The 20,311-nt window shown below is 74.0% G+C and carries 13 protein-coding genes; 7 read left to right on the forward strand and 6 right to left on the reverse strand.

The features are described from left to right. Positions 1-153 precede the first annotated feature (153 nt). The 3 genes from AMK13_RS31745 to AMK13_RS31755 form a co-directional block, all read right to left on the reverse strand. On the reverse strand, positions 154-1,152 hold the full coding sequence (locus AMK13_RS31745; protein ID WP_049653905.1) for a hydroxymethylglutaryl-CoA lyase: 999 nt from the start codon (positions 1,150-1,152) through the stop codon (positions 154-156). Beyond that, positions 1,149-3,428 carry an ATP-binding protein gene (locus AMK13_RS31750; RefSeq protein WP_074005123.1) on the reverse strand — a complete coding sequence of 760 codons (2,280 nt, stop codon included), beginning with the start codon at positions 3,426-3,428 and terminating at the stop codon, positions 1,149-1,151. Before AMK13_RS31750 ends, AMK13_RS31745 begins: the two co-directional genes overlap by 4 nt. Positions 3,429-3,570: 142 nt before the next feature. After that, on the reverse strand, positions 3,571-5,283 hold the full coding sequence (locus AMK13_RS31755; RefSeq protein ID WP_241853114.1) for a carboxyl transferase domain-containing protein: 1,713 nt from the start codon (positions 5,281-5,283) through the stop codon (positions 3,571-3,573). Between the two features lie 131 nt (positions 5,284-5,414). Here AMK13_RS31755 and AMK13_RS31760 point away from each other — a divergent pair, with 131 nt between their 5' ends. Then, the gene (locus tag AMK13_RS31760; RefSeq protein WP_074005156.1) at positions 5,415-6,116 is read left to right on the forward strand and encodes an SACE_7040 family transcriptional regulator; all 702 of its coding nucleotides are present in this window, start codon (positions 5,415-5,417) and stop codon (positions 6,114-6,116) included. A gap of 463 nt (positions 6,117-6,579) precedes the next feature. After that, on the forward strand, positions 6,580-10,638 hold the full coding sequence (locus AMK13_RS31765) for an ABC transporter ATP-binding protein (protein ID WP_079272667.1): 4,059 nt from the start codon (positions 6,580-6,582) through the stop codon (positions 10,636-10,638). Positions 10,639-10,737: 99 nt separating this feature from the next. On the opposite strand, the gene AMK13_RS43785 is transcribed toward AMK13_RS31765, so the two are convergent. Further along, positions 10,738-11,745, reverse strand: a complete 1,008-nt coding sequence (locus AMK13_RS43785; protein ID WP_074005124.1) for an ATP-grasp domain-containing protein — start codon at positions 11,743-11,745, stop codon at positions 10,738-10,740. Positions 11,746-11,869: 124 nt separating this feature from the next. Here AMK13_RS43785 and AMK13_RS31775 point away from each other — a divergent pair, with 124 nt between their 5' ends. Then, the gene (locus tag AMK13_RS31775; RefSeq protein ID WP_049660777.1) at positions 11,870-12,403 is read left to right on the forward strand and encodes an NUDIX hydrolase; all 534 of its coding nucleotides are present in this window, start codon (positions 11,870-11,872) and stop codon (positions 12,401-12,403) included. Positions 12,404-12,514: 111 nt separating this feature from the next. On the opposite strand, the gene AMK13_RS31780 is transcribed toward AMK13_RS31775, so the two are convergent. Together AMK13_RS31780 and AMK13_RS31785 are read right to left on the reverse strand one after the other, a co-directional pair. After that, positions 12,515-13,687 (reverse strand): hypothetical protein, encoded by a 1,173-nt coding sequence (locus tag AMK13_RS31780; protein WP_074005125.1) that lies wholly within the window; start codon positions 13,685-13,687, stop codon positions 12,515-12,517. Between the two features lie 320 nt (positions 13,688-14,007). Next, complete coding sequence (locus AMK13_RS31785; RefSeq protein WP_074005126.1) at positions 14,008-15,123, reverse strand: ABC transporter substrate-binding protein; 1,116 nt, start codon at positions 15,121-15,123, stop codon at positions 14,008-14,010. 325 nt (positions 15,124-15,448) lie between these two features. Here AMK13_RS31785 and AMK13_RS31790 point away from each other — a divergent pair, with 325 nt between their 5' ends. From AMK13_RS31790 to AMK13_RS31805, 4 genes are all read left to right on the forward strand, one after another. Further along, on the forward strand, positions 15,449-17,023 hold the full coding sequence (locus AMK13_RS31790) for an APC family permease (protein ID WP_049657998.1): 1,575 nt from the start codon (positions 15,449-15,451) through the stop codon (positions 17,021-17,023). 266 nt (positions 17,024-17,289) lie between these two features. Continuing rightward, complete coding sequence (trpS, locus tag AMK13_RS31795) at positions 17,290-18,306, forward strand: tryptophan--tRNA ligase (RefSeq protein ID WP_074005158.1); 1,017 nt, start codon at positions 17,290-17,292, stop codon at positions 18,304-18,306. Between the two features lie 122 nt (positions 18,307-18,428). Continuing rightward, positions 18,429-19,385, forward strand: coding sequence for a S66 peptidase family protein (locus tag AMK13_RS31800; protein WP_074005127.1), 957 nt, complete (start codon positions 18,429-18,431; stop codon positions 19,383-19,385). 99 nt (positions 19,386-19,484) lie between these two features. Beyond that, on the forward strand, positions 19,485-20,159 hold the full coding sequence (locus AMK13_RS31805) for a nucleoside/nucleotide kinase family protein (RefSeq protein ID WP_074005128.1): 675 nt from the start codon (positions 19,485-19,487) through the stop codon (positions 20,157-20,159). Positions 20,160-20,311: the final 152 nt, after the last annotated feature.

Here is a 20,311-nt window from a genome sequence, read left to right on the forward strand (position 1 = left end):
TCGCACGGTGCGATTGAGGGATGGACTGTCGATCGGTGTGGGTGGTGCGGGGCGCCGGCCGGATGGTGCGGGCGGCCGGCGCCGGGGACGGGAGCGGGCGGCCGGCGCCGGGGACGGGAGCGGGCGGCCGGCGCCGGGGACGGGAGCGGGCGGTCAGCCCCCGGCGGAGCCGAGCAGGGCCTGGACGGTGCGGGACGGGCTCGGGCGGCCGAGGCGCCCGGCCATCCACCCGCTGGTCGCGACGAGGGAGCGCAGGTCGACGCCGGTCCGGATGCCGAGCCCGTGCAGCATCCAGACCAGGTCCTCGGTGGCCAGGTTGCCGGTGGCGCTCTTCGCGTACGGGCAGCCGCCCAGGCCGCCCGCCGAGGCGTCCACCGTGGTGACGCCCTCGCGCAGGGCCGCCAGGGTGTTGCTGAGCGCCTGGCCGTAGGTGTCGTGGAAGTGCACGGCGAGCCGGTCGACCGGGACGCCGGCCCGCGCGAAACCCGCCAGCAGGGCGGTGACCTGGCCCGGGGTGGCGACCCCGATGGTGTCGCCGAGGCTCAGCTCCGCGCAGCCCAGCTCCAGCAGCCGCACGCCGTACCGGACCACCTGGTCGACCGGGACGGGGCCCTCCCACGGGTCGCCGAAGCACATCGAGAGGTAGCCGCGGACCGCGACCCCGGCCTCGGTGGCCCGGCCCACGACCGGGCGGAACATCGCCATGGCCTCGTCCGCCGAGCGGTTGAGGTTGCGGCGGGCGAAGGTCTCGGTGGCGCTGGCGAACACCGCGATGTCGGCGGCGTGGTGGGCGAGCGCGCGGTCCAGGCCGCGCTCGTTGGGCACCAGCACCGGCAGCCGCAGGCCGGGGTGGCGCTCCGGCAGACCGGCGAGCCGGGGGACCAGCTCCTCGGCGTCGGCCAGCTGCGGTACCCATTTCGGGTGAACGAAGCTGGTGGCCTCGACGGTGCGCAGCCCGGCGGCCGCGAGCCGGGCGATGAACTCGGCCTTGACCTCGACCGGTACCAGCGACTTCTCGTTCTGCAGGCCGTCGCGCGGCCCGACTTCGTGGATCCGGACCTCCTCGGGCAGGCCGGGGGCGCGGACCGGATCGGGCAGGCCCAGGTCGAGCGCGTCGGGCTCGCGGGCGGGGGTGGGGGCGGGGGTGGTCACGACCGCACCTCCGCGGGCCCGGCGGGGACGGTGGCGGCGGCCGGCCCGGCCGGGGCGCCCTCGACCGACGCGTCCTCGACCGGGGTGACCACGACCAGCAGGTCCTCCATCGCGACGGTGGCGCCGGCGGTGGCCCGCAGCTCGGCCACCACGCCGTCGTGCGGTGCGGCGATCACGTGTTCCATCTTCATGGCCTCCAGCACGAGCAGGGGCTGTCCCTTGCGGACCGTCTCGCCCGCCGTGGTCTTGACGACGGTGACGGTGCCGGGCATCGGGGCGGTCAGGGCGCCGTGGTGCGCGCCGGCCCCGGTGGCGCTCTCGACGACCGGGTCGTAGGCGTGCAGCGGCCAGGCGTCGCCCTCGACGCCGAGCCAGGTCGCCGGTCCGGCGGCGGGGCCGGGGGTGGCGTCGGTGGCCAGCGAGAACGTGGTCCGGAGGCCGTCGACGGTCAGGTGCAGCCGGTCGCCGGCCAGGCTCGCGCGGGCGCGGTGCGCGGGGCCCCCGTCCAGCCGGAGCTCCAGCTCGCGGACGGGCCCGGCGGAATTGTCAGTGGCATCGGCTACGTTGCCCGCAGTGATCGGACGGATGCTCACCGCTACCGGGTCCTGGCCGGGGGTGCGGAGTCGGTGGGTGGTCCAGGCAGGGGTGCCGCCCAGGCGCCAGCCGGAGGGAAGGGAGAACGGGTCGGTCCAGCCGCCGGGATCGGCGGGCGGAGTGAGTTCCAGGTGCCGTGCCAGCGCGGCCGCGTAGTAGAGGAGGTGAGCGGGCGACGGCGGTTCGGCCGCCGAGGCCGCGTCGGGGTCGGCCGCGTCCGGGTCGGTCGCGTTCGTGGGGGAGTACGGCGAGGTGAGCAGGGCCGGCTGCTCCTGGGCCGTCCGCTCCACGAGGCCGGTGTCCAGCCGGCCGGCGGCGACCTCGGGGTGGGCGAGCAGTCGGCGCAGGAAGCCGGTGTTGGTGGTGACACCCAGGATGCGGGTGTCGGCCAGCGCCGCGCGGAGCCGGCGCAGCGCGGTCGGGCGGTCGGGCCCGTACGCGATGACCTTGGCGAGCATGGGGTCGTAGGCGCTGGTGACGACGGTTCCGGGGGCGACCCCGGAGTCGACGCGGATGCCCTCGCCCCGGGGCTCGTCCAGGGTGAGGATGCGGCCGCCGGTGGGCAGGAAGTCCCGTTCCGGGTCCTCGGCGCAGATGCGGGCCTCGATGGCGTGGCCCAGGAAGGAGATGTCGGACTGGGCGAAGGAGAGCGCTTCGCCGGCGGCGACGCGCACCTGCCACTCGACCAGGTCGAGCCGGGCCGCGTCCGCGCCGACGGCGACGGCGAGCTCGGTGACGGGGTGTTCCACCTGGAGGCGGGTGTTCATCTCCATGAAGAAGAAGTCCCGCACCCCCTCGGCGGCGGAGGCGGGGGCGTCCGGGTCGATGCCGGGAACGATGAACTCCACGGTGCCGGCACCGGTGTAGCCGCAGGACTCCGCGGCGCGGACGGCCGCGGCGCCCATCGCGGCACGGGTCTCGGCATTGAGGAGAACGGAGGGAGCCTCTTCGATCAGCTTCTGGTGGCGGCGCTGCAGGCTGCACTCGCGCTCGCCGAGGTGGACGGTGGTGCCGTGGGCGTCGGCGAGCACCTGCACCTCGATGTGGCGCGGCCGGTCGACCCAGCGCTCCAGCAGCAGGGTGTCGTCGCCGAAGGCTGTGCGGGCGACGCGGCGGGCGGCGGCGATCTCGGTGGGCAGGTCGGCGCGGTCCCGCACGAGGCGCATGCCCTTGCCGCCACCGCCGGCGGACGGCTTGAGCAGCACCGGGTAGCCGATCTCGTCGGCGGCGGCGACGAGGTCCTCGTCGGTGGGCGCGGTGGCCTGGCTGCCGGGGACCACCGGGACGCCGGCGGCCCGGACGGCCTCCTTGGCGTTGATCTTGTCGCCCATCAGCTCGACCGCACCGGGAGGTGGTCCGATGAAGACGAGGCCCGCGTCGGCGCAGGCGCGGGCGAAGCCGGCGTTCTCGGCGAGGAAGCCGTAGCCGGGGTGGACGGCCTGGGCGCCGGTGCGGCGGGCGGCGGCCAGGATCTGGTCGGTCCGCAGGTACGTCTCGGTCGCCGAGCTGTCGCTGCGGTCGGCCGGGCCGAGCCGGACCGCGACGTCGGCCTCGCGGACGTGCGGCGCGTCGGCGTCCGCGTCGCTGAACACGGCGACCGAACGGACGCCGAGCCGTCGCAGGGTGCGGATCACCCGCAGGGCGATCTCGCCGCGGTTGGCGACCAGAACTGTGTCGAACATGGGAGGCGTTCCTCCGGGTCGAGGGGAGCCGTACGAAGGAGGTGGCGGTGGGCGGTCGGGCGCCGGCCCGGGTGGGCCGGCGCCGCGGGGAGTCACACCCGGAAGGGAGGAATCACGGACGCGGGGGTGACACGAGGAGGCGTCACATGCGGAAGACGCCGTACGGAGCGGGCGGCGCCAGCGGGGCGTTGGCGCAGGCGGTGAGGGCGAGACCGACGACGGTGCGGGTGTCCATCGGGTCGATCACGCCGTCGTCCCAGAGCCGGGCGGTGGCGTAGTAGGCGTTGCCCTGGCGCTCGTACTGCTCGCGGACGGGGCGCTTGAACTCCTCCTCCGCCTCGGTCGGCCACTGCTCGCCGTGCGCCTCCAACTGGTCGCGGCGGACGGTGGCGAGGACGGAGGCCGCCTGCTCGCCGCCCATCACGGAGATCTTGGCGCCCGGCCACATCCACAGGAAGCGGGGTGAGTAGGCCCGGCCGCACATCGAGTAGTTGCCGGCTCCGTACGATCCGCCGATCACCACGGTCAGCTTCGGGACGCGGGTGCAGGCGACGGCGTTGACCATCTTGGCGCCGTGCTTGGCGATGCCGCCCGCCTCGTACTGCCGGCCGACCATGAACCCAGTGATGTTCTGGAGGAAGAGGAGGGGGATGCCGCGCTGGTCGCACAACTCGATGAAGTGGGCGCCCTTGAGGGCGGACTCGGCGAACAGCACGCCGTTGTTGGCGACGATGCCGACCGGGTGGCCGTGGATCCGGGCGAAGCCGGTGACCAGGGTGGCACCGTACTCGGCCTTGAACTCGGCGAACCGGCTGCCGTCCACCAGCCGGGCGATCACCTCGCGCACGTCGTAGGGCGTGCGCGGGTCGACCGGCACGGCGCCGTACAGGCCGGCCGGGTCGACGGCCGGCGGCTCGACCGGGGTGAGCGGCCACGGCCTGGCCTCGCGCGGGCCGAGCCCGGCCACGATCGTGCGGACGATGGAGAGGGCATGGGTGTCGTCCTCGGCCAGGTGGTCCGTCACGCCCGAGGTGCGGGAGTGCAGCTCGCCGCCGCCCAGCTCCTCGGCGGTGACCACCTCGCCGGTGGCGGCCTTCACCAGCGGCGGACCGCCCAGGAAGATCGTGCCCTGGTTGCGGACGATCACGGCCTGGTCGCTCATCGCCGGGACGTACGCGCCGCCGGCCGTGCACGAGCCGAGCACGGCGGCGATCTGCGGGATGCCCGCGGCGGAGAGCCTGGCCTGGTTGTAGAAGATCCGGCCGAAGTGGTCGCGGTCCGGGAAGACCTCGTCCTGCATCGGGAGGAAGGCGCCGCCGGAGTCCACCAGGTAGACGCAGGGCAGCCGGTTCTCCAGCGCGACCTCCTGGGCGCGCAGGTGCTTCTTCACCGTCATCGGGTAGTAGGTGCCGCCCTTGACGGTGGCGTCGTTGGCGACCACCACCACCTCGCGCCCGGCGACCCGGCCGATGCCGGCGATCACTCCGGCCGCGGGGGCCGCGCCGTCGTACATCCCGTCGGCGGCCAGCGGGGCCAGCTCCAGGAAGGGGGAGGCCGGGTCGAGCAGGGTGTCCACACGGTCGCGGGGCAGCAGCTTGCCGCGTGAGGTGTGCCGGGCGCGGGCCTTGGCGCCGCCGCCCAGGGCGGCCGCGTCGAGCTTCGCGCGCAGCTCGGCGACCAGGGCGCGGTGCGCCTCGGTGTTGGCGCGGTACGCCTCGGAGCCCGGGTCGGCGGAGCTGCCGAGCCGGGGTGCCGGTGCGGCTGCCGCGGACGGGGCGGCGCCGGGCGCCACCGCCGTGCCGGTCGCTGCGACGAGCCGGACGCCGGTGGGTGTGCCGGCGGTTGAGTTGACCATTCCCAAGAGCTCCCTTGCCCTCGGACCAGGTGGGCAGCCGGGTGCGGTCCGCCCGTGATCGCCACGTTAATTAACGTTAACTTACGCGCCCAGGTTAACGGCCGATAACCCGACTGTCTACGATGGACGGCATGCCCAACGTCCCCGCCGCCTCCGCGCTCCCCCGCCGTGACCAGATCCGCCGGGAGGCCGCGAGGCTGTTCGCCGCCCGGGGCTTCCTCGGCGTGGGCGTGGACGAGATCGGCAAGGCCGTCGGCATCAGCGGCCCCGCGCTCTACCGCCACTTCGCCGGCAAGGACGCGATGCTCGCGGACCTGCTGATCGGCATCAGCGAGCGCCTGCTGGACGAGGGGCGCCGCCGCGCGGGCGGCGGCGAGGGCCCGGCCGCCACGCTGGACGCGCTGATCAGCGGCCACGTCGACTTCGCGCTGGGCGACCGGGACCTGATCACCCTGCACGACCGCGAGCTGCTGAACCTCAAGGAGGAGGACCGGCGCACCGTCCGCCGGCTCCAGCGCGGCTACGTCGAACTGTGGGTGGACGTGGTCCGGCAGGCCTACCCGCCGCTGGCCGACCCCGCCGCCGAGCCGGTGGCCCGGGCCGCCGTGCACGCCGTCTTCGGCCTGATCAACTCTACCCCGCACAGCCTCGGCCCGAACCCCGACCAGGGCGAGCGCGCCGCCCTCCAGCGCGACGGCATGGCCGCCCTGCTCCACGCCCTCGCCCACGGCGCGTTCGCGGCGGCCGCGGGCTCGGCCGGCGGCCCCGGCAGCCCTGCCGTCCCCGGCGCCGCTGTCGCTCCCGTCGGCGGCTCGACTGCCGCGGAGGCCTGAGCCCGCATCCCCGGCTCCAGCTCCGGCTCCGGCTCCGACCACGGTTCCGGTTGCGCCCTCGGCTCCGTTCCCGGCTTCGTTTTCGACGAAGAGCGGCCCGGCGGAGAATGGTCGGGAGCGAAGGTCTGCCGGTGAACGTCCCCGTCGATGGCCCGCCCGGAGCCCGCCCGGAGCCCGCCCGGAGCCCGCCCGGAGCCCGCCGTTGGCCCGTCCGGAGGCCTAGTCCCAAAGGACGGCGCCCGTCCGCCCGTGGCCGCTGGGTGTCGCGAGGGTCGTCGGCGACTCTGGAAATGGCCCGGGCGGAGTGGGCCATGCGAGTGTTCGGCCGGGAATCACCGCAGGCCATCGACTGTTGGCGAGTCCGCCGGACCGGATGATCCGGGCTGTCAGGGCCCGTTCCGAACCCGCCCGGGGCGGAAAACGCCGTGGCGACCACCCGACGAAATGGTTAGCATCCCTAAATATGCCTGAGACTCACGGATCCACGGTGGAGCAATCCCCGAGCGGCCCCCCGGCCCCCGGCACGACCCCGGAGGCCCCCGTCGACAGCCCGCAGGCCGCCGTCGGGAACACCGGGCCGGCCGCCGAAGACGCCGAGCCCGCCCCCGACAACGTCCGGCCCGCCGCCAAGCGCGCCGAGGCGCCTGAGCCCGCCCCCGAGCCCGCCCCCGAGAGCGCCGCCGAGTCGGCCGGCTGGCTCAGCCGCCTGGTCGGCTACAGCTGGCGGTCCCGCCGCAGCCTGCTCTTCGCCTTCGGAGCCTCGCTCCTCGGCATGGCCGTCACCGCGCTGGTGCCGCTGGTCACCAAGCTGATCATCGACGACGTCATCGTCGCCCGCACCCGTTCGCTGGCCCCCTGGGCGGTGGTGCTGCTGCTCGCGGCCCTCGTGGTCTTCGGCTGTACCCAGGTCCGCCGCTACTACGGCGGCCAGCTCGCGGTGGACGTCCAGCACGAGATGCGCAGCGACCTGTTCCGCTCGCTCGGACGGCTGGACGGCCACCGCCAGGACCGGCTGGACACCGGGCAGGTGGTGGGGCGCGCGACCTCCGACCTCCAACTGGTCAACGGCCTGCTCTCGATGCTGCCGATGATGACCGGCTACCTGCTGATGTTCGTCATGTCGCTGGTCGTGATGGTCTGGCTGTCCCCGCCGCTCACCCTGATCACCGTGGTCATGGCCCCCGCGCTGTGGTGGGTCTCGGCGTTCAGCCGCAAGCGCCTCTTCCCCGCCACCTGGGCCGCCCAGCAGGAGGCGGCGGCCGTCGCGGGCGTGGTGGACGGCGCGATCGGCGGCGTCCGCGTCGTCAAGGGCTTCGGCCAGGAGGCCCAGGAGCTCGACAAGCTGGAGACGGCCTCCCGCAACCTCTTCGCGGCCCGGCTCCGGTCGATCCGGCTCAACGCCCGCTACAACCCGGCGATGCAGGCGATCCCGGCGCTCGCCCAGGTCGGCGTCCTGGCCTTCGGCGGCTGGCTGGCCGTCGACGGCAGGGTCACCCTCGGGACCTTCGTCGCCTTCTCCACGTACGTCGCCCAGATGACCGGCCCGGTGCGGATGCTGACCATGGTCATCACCGTCGGCCAGCAGGCCCGGGCCGGGGTGGAGCGCGTCCTTCAGCTGATCGACGAGCGCCCGCTGGTCCAGGAGCGCCCGGACGCCCGCACCCTGGACCTCGCGCACGGCGAGAGCCCGGAGAGCGCGCCGCAGAGCACTCCGGGAGGAGCGCTCGTCGGCCCGCGGACCCCCGACATCGCCCTGGAGTTCGACCGGGTCGAGTTCCGCTACGACCCCGACCACCCCGCCCCCGTCCTGCACGGCCTCAGCCTGAAGCTGGCCCCCGGCGAGACCCTCGCCCTGGTAGGCGCCTCCGGCTCCGGCAAGTCGACGGTGGCCCAGCTGGTGCCCCGCTTCTACGACCCGGCCGCCGGCACCGTCCGCCTGTACGGCCACGACCTGCGCGACCTCACCCTGGACTCGGTCCGCGCGACGGTCGGCATCGTCCCCGAGGAAAGCTTCCTCTTCTCCGAGACGGTCCGCACCAACATCGCCTACGGCCGCCCGGACGCGACGGACGAGCAGGTGGTCGCCGCCGCCCGCGCCGCCCAGGCCGACGAGTTCGTCCGCGCGCTGCCGGACGGCTACGACACCAAGGTCGGCGAGCAGGGCCTGACGCTCTCCGGCGGCCAGCGCCAGCGCATCGCGCTGGCCCGGGCGATCCTCACCGACCCCCGGATCCTGCTGCTGGACGACGCCACCTCGGCGGTCGACCCGCAGATCGAGGCGGAGATCCACGACGCGCTGCGCTCGGTGATGACCGGCCGCACCACGCTGCTGATCGCCCACCGCCGCTCGACCCTCCAACTCGCCGACCGGATCGCCGTGCTGGAGCGCGGCCGGCTGCTGGACCTCGGAACGCACGAGGAACTCGAAGCCCGATGTCCCCAGTACCGGGCCCTGATCACCGATCCCGAGGCCGGTCACGCCGACCGGCAGTCCGCTCCCGAACCATCGTCCGACGAACCGGCGTCCGCAGAGGCACCCGGAACCCCCGTAGCCGCCGCAACCAGCGCAACCGCCGCAACCCCCGGAGCCGGCGCAACCCCCGGAACCCCGGCGACCCCGGCCGCCCCCGTCCTCCCCACCCCCGCCCTGGCCAAGGCCGCCCGCACCGCCGACCCCGACCTGCTGGACAAGGTCGCGGCCCTCCCGCCCGCCTCCGACGTCCCGGCCGTCCCCCGCGCCGTGGCCGAGGCCGGTGACCCCGACTTCAGCCTGAGCCGCCTGCTGCGCCCCTTCCGCACCCCGCTGCTCATCGCCCTCCTGCTGGTCGCCCTGGACGCGGCGGCCGGGCTGGTGCTGCCGGTGCTGATCCGGCACGGCATCGACGAAGGCGTCCGCAAGGGCCTGATGTCCGGCGTCGCGGTGGCCTCGCTCGCCGCTCTCGTCGTGGTCCTGTTGGACTGGGTGGTGCAGAGCGCCGAGAACCGGGTCAGCGGCCGTACCGGCGAGCGGGTCCTCTACACGCTCCGACTCAAGATCTTCGCCCACCTCAACCGGCTCGGCCTGGACTACTACGAGCGCGAGCTGACCGGCCGGATCATGACCCGGATGACCACCGACCTGGACTCGCTGACCTCCTTCCTCCAGACCGGCATGGTCACCGCCGTGGTCAGCCTGCTGACCTTCGCCGGGATCTTCGCCGCCCTGCTGATCATCGACGCCGGCCTGGCCCTGGTGGTCTTCGCGGTCCTGCCGCTGCTGGTGATCGCCACCCTGGTGTTCCGCAAGAAGTCCAAGGACCAGTACGAGCGCTCCCGCGACCTGATCAGCACCGTCAACGCCGACCTCCAGGAGAACGTGGCCGGCATGCGGATCGTCCAGGCCTTCCGCCGCCTGGACACCAACACCGACCGCTTCGTGGCCCGCGGCATCGCCTACCGCGAGGCCCGGGTCCGGGCCCAGCTCTACATCTCGCTGTACTTCCCGTTCGTCCAGTTCCTCTCCAGCGTGGCCGCCGCGCTGGTGCTGATCGTCGGCGCTGCCCGGGTCGACGCCGGGACGCTGACGGTCGGTGCGCTGGTCGCGTACCTGCTCTACATCGACCTGTTCTTCGCGCCGGTCAACCAGCTGTCCCAGGTGTTCGACGGGTACCAGCAGGCCTCGGTGGGCCTCGGCCGCATCCGCGAGCTGCTGCGCACCCCGACCGCCACCGCGGAGGCGGCAGACCCGGTCCCGGTGGCCGGGGGCCTGCGCGGCGAGATCTCCTTCGAGGGGGTCGGCTTCGCCTACAACGGCGGCGCGGACGGCGCCCCGACCGTGCTGAGCGGCGTGGACCTGCACATCCCGGCCGGGCAGACGGTGGCGCTGGTCGGCGAGACCGGCGCCGGCAAGTCGACGCTGGTGAAGCTGGTCGCCCGGTTCTACGACGCGACGGAGGGCACCGTCCGGGTGGACGGGGTCGACCTCACCCGCTACGACCTGGCGCAGTACCGCCACCGCCTGGGCGTGGTGCCGCAGGAGGCGTACCTCTTCGCGGGCACGGTCCGCGAGGCGATCGCCTACGGCCGGCCGGGCGCCTCGGCGGCCGAGGTGGAGGCGGCGGCCCGGGCGGTCGGCGCGCACGACATGATCGTCCGGCTCTCGGACGGCTACGACCACGAGGTGGCCGGCCGCGGGCGCAACCTCTCGGCGGGCCAGCGCCAGCTGATCGCGCTGGCCCGGGCCGAGCTGGTCGACCCGGACATCCTGCTGCTCGACGAGGCCACGGCGGCGCTCGACCTGGCCACCGAGGCGGCCGTCAACCAGGCCGCGGACCGGCTCAGCGGCGGCCGGACCACCCTGGTCATCGCCCACCGCCTGACCACCGCCGAGCGCGCCGACCGGGTGGTCGTGCTGGACCACGGCCGGGTGGTCGAGGACGGCACGCACACCGAACTGCTCGCCCGGGGCGGCACCTACAGCCGGCTCTGGCAGGCGTTCATCGCCGACGGCCACCCGGCGGCCGAGGCCGTCGCCGCCGGGTAGGGCGGCCCCGCACCCGGAGGCCCGCACGCGTGGCCCCGAACCCGGAGCCCGAACACTCCGAGCCGCCTGACGGTCCCTCCCGCGCGGACCGTCAGGCAGTCAGGCGGTGATCAGCGAGGCCAGCAGCTCCGAGGCGTCGATCCCGCGCGGCAGGTCGCTCACCTGCCCGTCCCCGACCTCGACCACCCGCCAGCCGGAGCCGTCCGCCCGGCTGGCGAGGTCGGTGGTCACGAAGCGGCAGCCGAGCCGGCGGACCAGCGCCGGGACGTCGGTGAGGTCGGGTTCGACGGCCCGGCGCGGGGCGTCCGGGTGCGGCCCGACCAGGACGGGCCGGCCGTCCAGCCACCACACCCGGGCCTCCACGGCCCGCCCGCCGCTCCCCGGCGCGCCGCCGTCCGCCCGCTCCGGCCCGGCCGCACCAGCCGTACAGGCCGCACCGCCCGTACGGCTCGCGCCGTTCGCGCCGTTCGCGCCGACCGGTCCCGCCGCCGGGAGGTCCGCGCCCTCGAACTCCTCGTACCGCCGCAGCACCACGCCGCCCGCCAGGAACTCGCCCTGCAGTTCGACGAACCGTCCGACCACCCGGCCGACGGCCGCCAGGTCGGCCAACTCGGGTACGTAGCAGGCCTCGTACCACTCGTGCTTGCGCGACTTCACGTAGTCCTTGACGATCGCCGGCCCGCGCCCGCCGAGCCGGGCCGCGGCCTCCGCCAGCTCCGCCGGCCCGGGCGCCACCGGTCCCTCGGACGGGATCCACGCGCTGGCCGGGGTCGCGCCCTCGAACACGCCGTACCAGCCGGGCAGTTCATGGGCGGCCGCGTACCCGGGCGCGCTGGTCAGCAGGGTGCCGCCGCGGGCGGTGAGCGCGGCGGCGAAGTCGGCGTACCGGGCGGAGGGCAGCATCCAACCCCGGTACCAGAGCGGGCCGCTGTCCCGCGGTACCCGCAGCACGGCCTCCTCGGCCCGCCCGGCGAGCAGCCCGTCGTGGTCGACCAGGTGCAGCTCGCCGCCCAACTCCCGCAGGGTCCTGGCCTCCCAGGCGAAGTGCGGGTCGGGCCGGCGCGGGTTGAGCGGATCGGCGGGGAAGATGATCGCGGGTGCGGGCATGGCCGTCAGGGTACGGCGGACCGGTGGGCCCGGCGCCCGCCACGACGGACCGGCCGGCTCGTGCACCCGACCGGAGTGCCGAAACCGCTCGACGGCCCCGGACGGTCGCTGGGAGAGTGACCCGATGCGAAATCTGCTGCGCCCCCGCAAACGCAGGCCGAGGCAGGCCGCCCGCACGGTGGTCCTGGACGGGAACGGCTCGGTCTTCCTGCTCCGTTCGGACAACGACGAGGTCGGCGTGCACTGGACCATGCCGGGAGGCGGCCTGGAACCGGGCGAGACCCCGTGGGACGGCGCCCGGCGCGAGCTGTGGGAGGAGACGGGCTGGAGCGACCTCGAACCCGGCCCGCTGCTCTGCACCTGGGAGCACGACTTCACCTGGCACGGCACCCCGGTCCGCCAGCACGAGCACATCTACCTCACCGGCGGCCCGCACCGCGGTCCGGTCGGCGACGTCAGCGCGGTGCACGCCGTCGACCGGATCCTGGACTGGCGCTGGTGGACCCCGGCCGACCTCGCCGACGAGAACGCCGACGCGCTCTGGCCGCCCGCGCTGCCGGAACTGCTGGACGCGGTCCGTACGGGCTGGGCCGTGGACGGGCGGCCGCCGGTGCCCGTCGACCTCGGGTACATCCCGAACGCCCCGGCCACCCGCTAGGCCCGCCGAGTCCGCCGAGTCCGCCAGACCTGCTCGGCCCACCAGACCCACCAGGCCGGCCAAGCCCGCCAGGCCCGCTCGGCCAGTCGCCGAACGGGCCCGGCGGAGCGGTCAGGTGCGCCCGCCGCGCCGGGGCCGCCCGGCCGGACCGGGTTCCCAGCCGTGCAGCTCCAGCTCCCGGTCGTGCAGTGCGGCGGGGTTCATCAGCACCGTCAGCTGGGCGCCGGCCAGCTGCTCGAGGTCGAGCCCGGTGGTGGACAGCAGTTGCTCGGTCGGCACCGAGACGGCGATGGCGGGCCGCCAGGAGGGCAGTACCACCAGGCAGGTGCCGCGGCCGACCCGGATCGGCTGGGCCGCCACGCGGACCGGTGCGCGCTCCTCCGGTCGGCCGAGGGCCTCGGCGGGCCCGGGGCTGCCGCCGATCAGGATGCCGAGCGGCGGTTCGGCCCACGAGACCGCTGCGGCGGGTCCGACGGCAGCGGCGTCGACGGCACCGGTGTCGACAGCAGAAGGGGCGGCAGCGCCGGCCCCACCCCCGATGCCAGTCCCGAACGACGGCGTCCGCGCCGCCACTTCCGCCGCATCGGCGGGTTCGCCCACCCGTCCGGTGGCCCCCGGCAGGGCCGGCCCGGTCGGGCCGGACGCGGCCGTCTCCCGTGCGGTCGCCTCCTGCCCTGTCCGGGAGGCCTGCGGGTGCATCCGGCGCAGGCGCCGGGAGGGTGACGGCCGCCGGGATCCCAGGATCCGCGGCTCCTCGTGCGCCGGGACGGACGGGCCGCCCTCCGCCGTTGCGGTGGCGGGCCCGAACCGGACGAACCCGTCCTCGGCCTCCGCGTCGAGGCCGAGCAGAGCCCGCACCTCCGCGACCGGTCGGCGGCACGCGGCCGCCAGCTCGGCGACGGAGCGGCCCTGGAAGTGCGCGGCCCGCAGCCGCTCGGCGAACGCCGCCCGCAGCCGTGCCGTGGTCGGATCATCGTCGTGCGGGTCGCCGTCCGTCCGGTCGCCGTCCGCCGGTTCGCCACCGGCCTCCGGAGCGGCCGCGGGCAGGACGGGCGGCGCCTCCGCGTCGTACCGGCTGCGCGGCTGCGGCACCGAGTCGGGGCGGGCCGTCGCCTCCGGGGTGCCGGGCGCGGCCGCACCGGGCTCGGTGGCGGTCGCGATCGAGCACATCGGTACGGCCGAGCCGGGCGAGCCGGTCGGGGCGGGCGGGGGCGAGGATCCGGCGCTGTCCCGGGGCGGGCCGGGCAGGGACGGGTCGGTTGCGGCGGGGTGGAGCGAGGTCATCTGCGGGCCCTTCGGGAAACGGTCCCGACGATCCTCCCGCACCACGCGATCAGCTCCAAGCGTCCAACCCGGTGGTGTGCGCGATACCACCGCGACACCGCCGCGGTACCACCACGGAATCACCCGGGGACCGTCGCGGGCCCACCCGGGGCCCACCCGGGGATCGCCCAAGACGGCGCCGGGCGGGCACTGTTGCCGTACGACCGGAACGCCGCCCCGTTCCGCCCGCCGACGCCGACCAGGCCCGGCCGGCCGGGTTCACTCCGGGCTCACACCCGGGCTCACCCGACGGACTCACCCGGCGGATTCACCTGCCTGGCTCAACTGCCGGGCGCGACAAAGCCCTTGAGGTCGTTGAGCACCACGTTCGCCGCCATGACGCCGAGCCCGAGGAACCAGGTCTCGTCCGAAACCGGCCGGGCCTGACCGGACTTGACCGCACCGAGCGTCTTCCAGAGCGCGCCGCCGAGCACCGCGTCCTGGTTGGTCGAGCTGGGGCTGCCGTACACGCCGTAGAAGATCCAGTCGGCGTCGGCCTTGTCGATCTGCTCCGGGCTGACCTCCACCGCGAGCTCCTTGACCTGCTCGATCCCGGGCTGCGGCAGCGGCACGTCGGTGAGGATGGTGCCGATGAAGGAGAGCTCCGCGTAGAGCCGGGTGCGGCCCGGCATGAAGCGCAGTGGCGTGATGGTGGGCCGCTTGTCGCCGAGCTTCGCGCCGATCGCCGCGGCGGCCGCCTGGTACGCGTCGAGCTGTGTCTTGGCCTCGGCCTCCAGGCCGAACGCGCTCGCGTTGAGCAGGAAGTTCTGCTTCCAGGGGTAGCCGGGGCGCAGCGAGAAGACGGTCGGCGCGATCTTGGAGAGCTGCGCGTACTGGTCCTGGGCGCGCAGCTGGCTGCCGAGGATCAGGTCCGGCTTGAGCGCGGCGATGGCCTCCAGGTTGAGGCTGTTGATGGTGCCGACGGCGGCGGGGCTGCCGGCCTTGTCCTTGAGGTAGGACGGCAGGGACTTGGAGCCGTCGGTGTACACGATGCCGACCGGCTGGATGCCGAGGGCGACGACGTTGTCGAGCTCGCCGGTGTCCAGCACCACGACCCGGGTGGGCCTGGCCGGGAGCACCGTCTCGCCCATCGCGTGCCTGAGGGTGCGCGGGTAGACGCCGGGGGCGGCGTCGGTGCCGAAGCCCTTCATCCTCTCGATCACGGCGGCGTAGTCGTCCCCGCCCTGCTTGACCGACTTCTGGTTCGGGGAGGAGCCGCCGCCGGCCGGGGTCGAACCGCTGCTGCCGCCCGATCCACCGGATCCGCCGGAGCTGCCGCAGGCGGTGAGCAGTCCGCCGAGGCCGAGCACCGCCCCGCCGGCGATCCCGGCGGTGAGGAACCGGCGACGGCCGGAGGTGCGGGGGGAGAGGACCGGGTCGTCGGAGGTGGGGGGCACGCGACGCTCCTTTCACGATCGAAATTAGGTTAGGCAAACCTATCCGACTCGGGGAGCGGTGGGGGGAGCGGCCCGTCCGGGCCAGGGGGCAAACCTGGTCGAACCTTGGCAAAAGGGAGAAATTTTCTTGGCCCAACTCCTTTGAAACAAAGGTACATGGGTTAACAAGCCGTAAATACATCCACCCGAACAGCCGTCACGAGAACGAATCGAAGCAAGTGGTTTAGATCACCAAGGGTTGGTCTACTCAACCTTCCACGCCCGCCTCTAGGGTGCGCTGGTGTTTGATCAGCAGCTCTCAGAGCACACGAGCAGCGGCCGGGCAATGGCGCCCGGCGCTCCGCAGGGTGCCCCGGTCAGTGGCATCAGTGGTGGGGTCCCCGTCGATCAGGGGACCGCTGGGGGAGCGGGGGACAAGGGTCTACGGGGCGGTTCCGTCGGCCTGCTGAGCAGTGTGGTGCTGGGCGTCTCGACGGTCGCCCCGGTCTACTGCCTGACCGCCACACTCGGCCCGACCGTCACCGCGGTCGGGGTGCAGATGCCGGCGGTGTTCCTGGCCGGCTTCCTGCCGATGCTGCTCGTCGCGTTCGCGTACAAGGAGCTGAACAAGGACTTCCCGGACTGCGGCACGTCCTTCACCTGGGGTGTCCGGGCCTTCGGTCCCCGGGTCGGCTGGATGGCCGGGTGGGGCCTGACGGTGGCGACCATCATCGTGCTCTCCAACCTGGCCGGGGTCGCGACCGACTTCCTGTACCTGATGCTCGGGGAGATGACCGGCAGCAGCTGGGTCACCGAACTCGACCAGAACAAGGCCGTCCACCTGCTCACCGTGGTCCTGCTGATCGCCGGCGCCACCGCGATGAGCTACCGGGGGATGACCGCCACCAAGTGGTTCCAGTACAGCCTGGTCGGCCTCCAGCTGGCCGTGCTGCTGCTCTTCTCCGTCATCGCCATCGGGAAGGCCGCCTCGGGCGACCTGCCCGACTCGATCGGCTTCTCCTTCTCCTGGCTCAACCCGCTCGAGGTCAGCTCGTTCAGCGCGTTCACCGCCGGGCTGTCGCTGTCGATCTTCATGTACTGGGGCTGGGACACCTGCCTGACCATGAACGAGGAGACCCAGGGCAGCGCCAAGACCCCCGGTCGCGCCGCGATGATCTCGATGGTCACCCTGGTCGGCTCGTACCTGCTGGTCGCGATCGCCTCCCAGATGTTCGCGGGCGTCGGCAGCACCGGCAACGGCCTCGGCAACCCGGCCACCGCCGACAACGTCTTCTCCGCGCTGGCCCGTCCGGTGCTCGGCTCGCCGTGGAGCATCCTGCTCTTCCTGGCCGTCGTCGCCAGCGCCGCCGCCAGCCTGCAGACCACCTTCATCCCGGTGGCCCGCACCCTGCTCGCGATGAGCGCCTACCGCGCCGTGCCGCCGCGCTTCGGCGCCGTCCACCCGCGCTTCCGCACCCCCGGCTACGCCACCGTCGCGGCGGGCATCGCCACCGCGGTCTTCTACGTCGGGATGAGCCTGATCAGCGAGAACGTCGTCCAGGACACCATCCTGGCGCTCGGTCTGATGATCTGCTTCTACTACGCGCTGACCGCTTTCGCCTGCGTCTGGTACTTCCGCGGTTCGCTGCGCACCGGTGTCCGCGCGCTGCTGCTCAAGGGCGTCGCCCCGTTCGTCGGCGGCGTGCTGCTCACCGCGGTCTTCCTGCAGACCCTCACCGACGCCTGGGCCCCCGACTACGGCAGCGGTTCGGTCTTCGGCATCGGCTCGGTCTTCGTGATCGGCGTCGGCATCCTGCTGCTCGGCGCGGGCCTGATGACCTGGTACGGCTTCATCCGGCCGGAGTTCTTCCGCGGCGAGACGCTGCACAAGGACACCCCGGCACTGGTCGTGGAGGACTGACTGCCGCTACCGTGGGGCGCATGAAGCGCTTCATCGGCCTGTGCTGGTGGCCGTCCTAGGACGGCCACACCACTCGCCTGAGCAGGGCCGTCCGGGATGGACGGCCCTGCTGCGTTTTCCGTAGGACGGGCCCCTCGCCCCGGACGGCCGCCACCACCGCCGTACCGAGGAGAGACACCTTGACCACCGCCACCGCCACCGTCCCTACCGCCACCGTCCCCACCACTGCCGGTCCCGCTGCCGCCGCGGCCACCGCCGTCACCGCCGTGTCCGTCCTGTCCGACGACCCGGCAGCCCACCGCGTCCTCACCGGGGACCGCCCCACCGGACCGCTCCACCTCGGCCACTACTTCGGCACCCTGCGCAACCGGGTCCGGCTCCAGGACCAGGGCGTCGAGATGTTCGTCGTGGTCGCCGACTACCAGGTCATCACCGACCGCGACCTCGCCGACCGGCTCGCCGAGCACACCGAGAACCTCGTCCTCGACTACCTCGCCGCCGGCCTCGACCCCGAGCGGGCGACGATCTTCCCGCACAGCGCCGTCCCCGCCCTCAACCAGCTGCTGCTCCCCTTCCTCAGCCTGGTCAGCGTCGCCGAGCTGGGCCGCAACCCCACCGTCAAGGACGAGATCACCCACTCCCGGCAGTCCGCCGTCAGCGGGCTGATGTTCACCTACCCCGTCCACCAGGCCGCCGACATCCTCTTCTGCAAGGCCGACCTGGTCCCGGTCGGCCAGGACCAGCTGCCCCATCTTGAAGTCGCCCGCACCGTTGCCCGCCGCTTCAACGAGCGCTACCCGCACGCCGACGGCAGCGCCGTCTTCCCCCGCCCGCAGGCCCTGCTCTCCGAAGCCCCGATGCTGCTCGGCACCGACGGCGGAAAGATGAGCAAGAGCCGGGGCAACGCCGTCGCCCTCGGCGCCACCGAGGACGAGACCGCCCGGATCATCCGCGGCGCCAGGACCGACGCCGACCGCCGGATCGGCTACGACCCGGTCGACCGGCCCGAGGTCTCCAGCCTCGTCCTGCTCGCCGCCCTCTGCCAGGACCGGGCCCCCGAGGCCGTCGCCGAGGAGATCGGCGACGGCGGCGCCGCCGCGCTCAAGCGCACCGTGACGGAGTCCGTCAACGAGTTCCTCCGCCCGCTGCGCGCCCGCCGCGCCGAACTCGCCGCCGACCGGGGCCACCTGCGGCAGGTCCTGCGCGACGGCGCCGAGCGGGCCAACGCCGTCGCCGACGCCACCCTCGCCGAGGTGCGGGAGGTGATGGGGGCGGCGATCTGAAGAGCCCTCACGCCGGCCGGCGGACATCGGCCGGTCGGCACGGGGCATATCGTCACCGGGCGGTCGCGGCCACGGCGCGACCGCCCGAACCCCGCTTCCGCGTCCGAAAGGTGGCCCGGCCCATGGACCAGCACCCGACCACACCCGGCCAGGGGCTGACCCGCCCGCCGCACCTGCGCCCCGGCGACCACGTCGCCGTCGTCGCCCCCAGCGGTCCCGTCGACGCCGAACGTCTCACCGCCGGGTGCGCGATCCTCCGCTCCTGGGGGCTCCGCGTGACCGTCGCCCCGCACGTCCTCGACACCCACCCCACCCTCGGCTACCTGGCCGGCACCGACGCCGACCGCGCCGCCGACCTCCAGACCGCCTGGCTCGACCCCACCGTCGACGCCGTCATCTGCGCCCGCGGCGGGTACGGCGTGCACCGCATCGTCGACCTGCTCGACTGGACCGCGATGCGCGCCGCCACCCCCAAGCCCTTCATCGGCTTCAGCGACGTCAGCTCCCTGCACGAGGCCTTCGCCCAGCGGCTCGGCCTTGCCACCCTGTACGGACCGCTGGCCGCCGGCGCCTCCTTCGTCTCCGACGGCCCGACCGCCGAGCACCTGCGTCGCACCCTCTTCGACCCCGCCGCCGTCACCGTCCTCACCTCGCCCACCGCCGCCCCGCTCGTCCCCGGCCGCGCCCGCGGCGTCACGGCCGGCGGCTGCCTCCACGTCCTCACCGCCGAGCGCGGCACGCCCGCCGCCCGTCCCTCGTACGAGGGCGCCGTCCTGCTGCTCGAAGACGTGAACGAGCACCCCTACCAACTCGACCGGCTGCTGACCCAGCTCCTGCGCTCCGGAGCCCTCGACGGCGTGGCCGGCCTGGCCCTCGGCTCCTGGGAGGGCTGCGGACGGCCCCAGCGGGTCCGGGACGTGATGCTCGACCGGCTCGGCGGGCTCGGCGTCCCCGTGCTCTGGGAACTGGGCTTCGGCCACTGCCCCTCCACCCTCACCGTCCCGCTCGGCGTGCCCGCCCTGCTCGACGCCGACGCCGGCACCCTCACCCTGGACCTGCCCGCCCTCGCCGACCGCTGAGCAAAGCCGACCGCTGAGCAAAGAGGTGCACTGAGCAAAGAGGTGCACTGAGCAAAGAGGCGCACTGAACAGGGGGCGCGCGCTGAGTAGGGTGCGGCCATGAACGAGGACCGCCTCACCGCCCTTGCCCTCGGCTTCCTCCGAGGCCCGGGCAGCAACGCCCGTACGATCCTCGGACTTGCCGGCCCGCCCGGCGCCGGCAAGTCCACCCTGGCCCGCCACCTGGTCGCCGAGGTCGAGCGGGCCGAAGGCCCCGGCACCGCCGCCTACGTCCCGCTCGACGGCTTCCACCTCTCCGGCGCCCAGCTCGACCGCCTCGGCCTGACCCACCGCAAGGGCGCCCCGGCGACCTTCGACGCCCACGGCTACGTCGCCCTGCTGCGCCGGATCGCCGGCGACCGGTTCCAGGACATCTACGTCCCGGACTTCGACCGCACCCTGGACGAGCCGGTCGCCGCCCGCCACGTGGTCCGCCCGCGGACCCGGCTCGTCATCACCGAGGGCAACTACCTCGCCTCCGCCGAAACCCCCTGGCCCGACGCCCGCCGCCTGCTGCACGAGCTCTGGTACGTCCACGCCGAGGACGAGGTCCGCGAGGAGCGCCTGCTCCGGCGGCACCGCGACGGCGGCCGTGACGAGGCCACCGCCCGCCACTGGGTCACCGGCAACGACCACCCCAACGGCGAGTACGTGAAGCCGGGCCGGGCGCTCTGCACCCGCACCGTCTCCGGGACGGGTTTGCCTCCGACGCCGGACAGGGGTAGTGTTTCCTAGTCGCTCGGCAGGGAGCACCGGACACGCGTCTGCGCGGACGGTCCCGGAGCGGCCAATCCTCTGAAACACCACTTCCGGTTCGTGCCGGTCGTTTGCGCTTTTCGGCGCTGTGACCTGGTGCTTATTCGGCATGCTCGTTTTATCGGGTTGCG

It is taken from the genome of Streptomyces sp. CB02056 (genome assembly GCF_001905545.1).
Taxonomy (GTDB): Bacteria; Actinomycetota; Actinomycetes; order Streptomycetales; family Streptomycetaceae; genus Kitasatospora.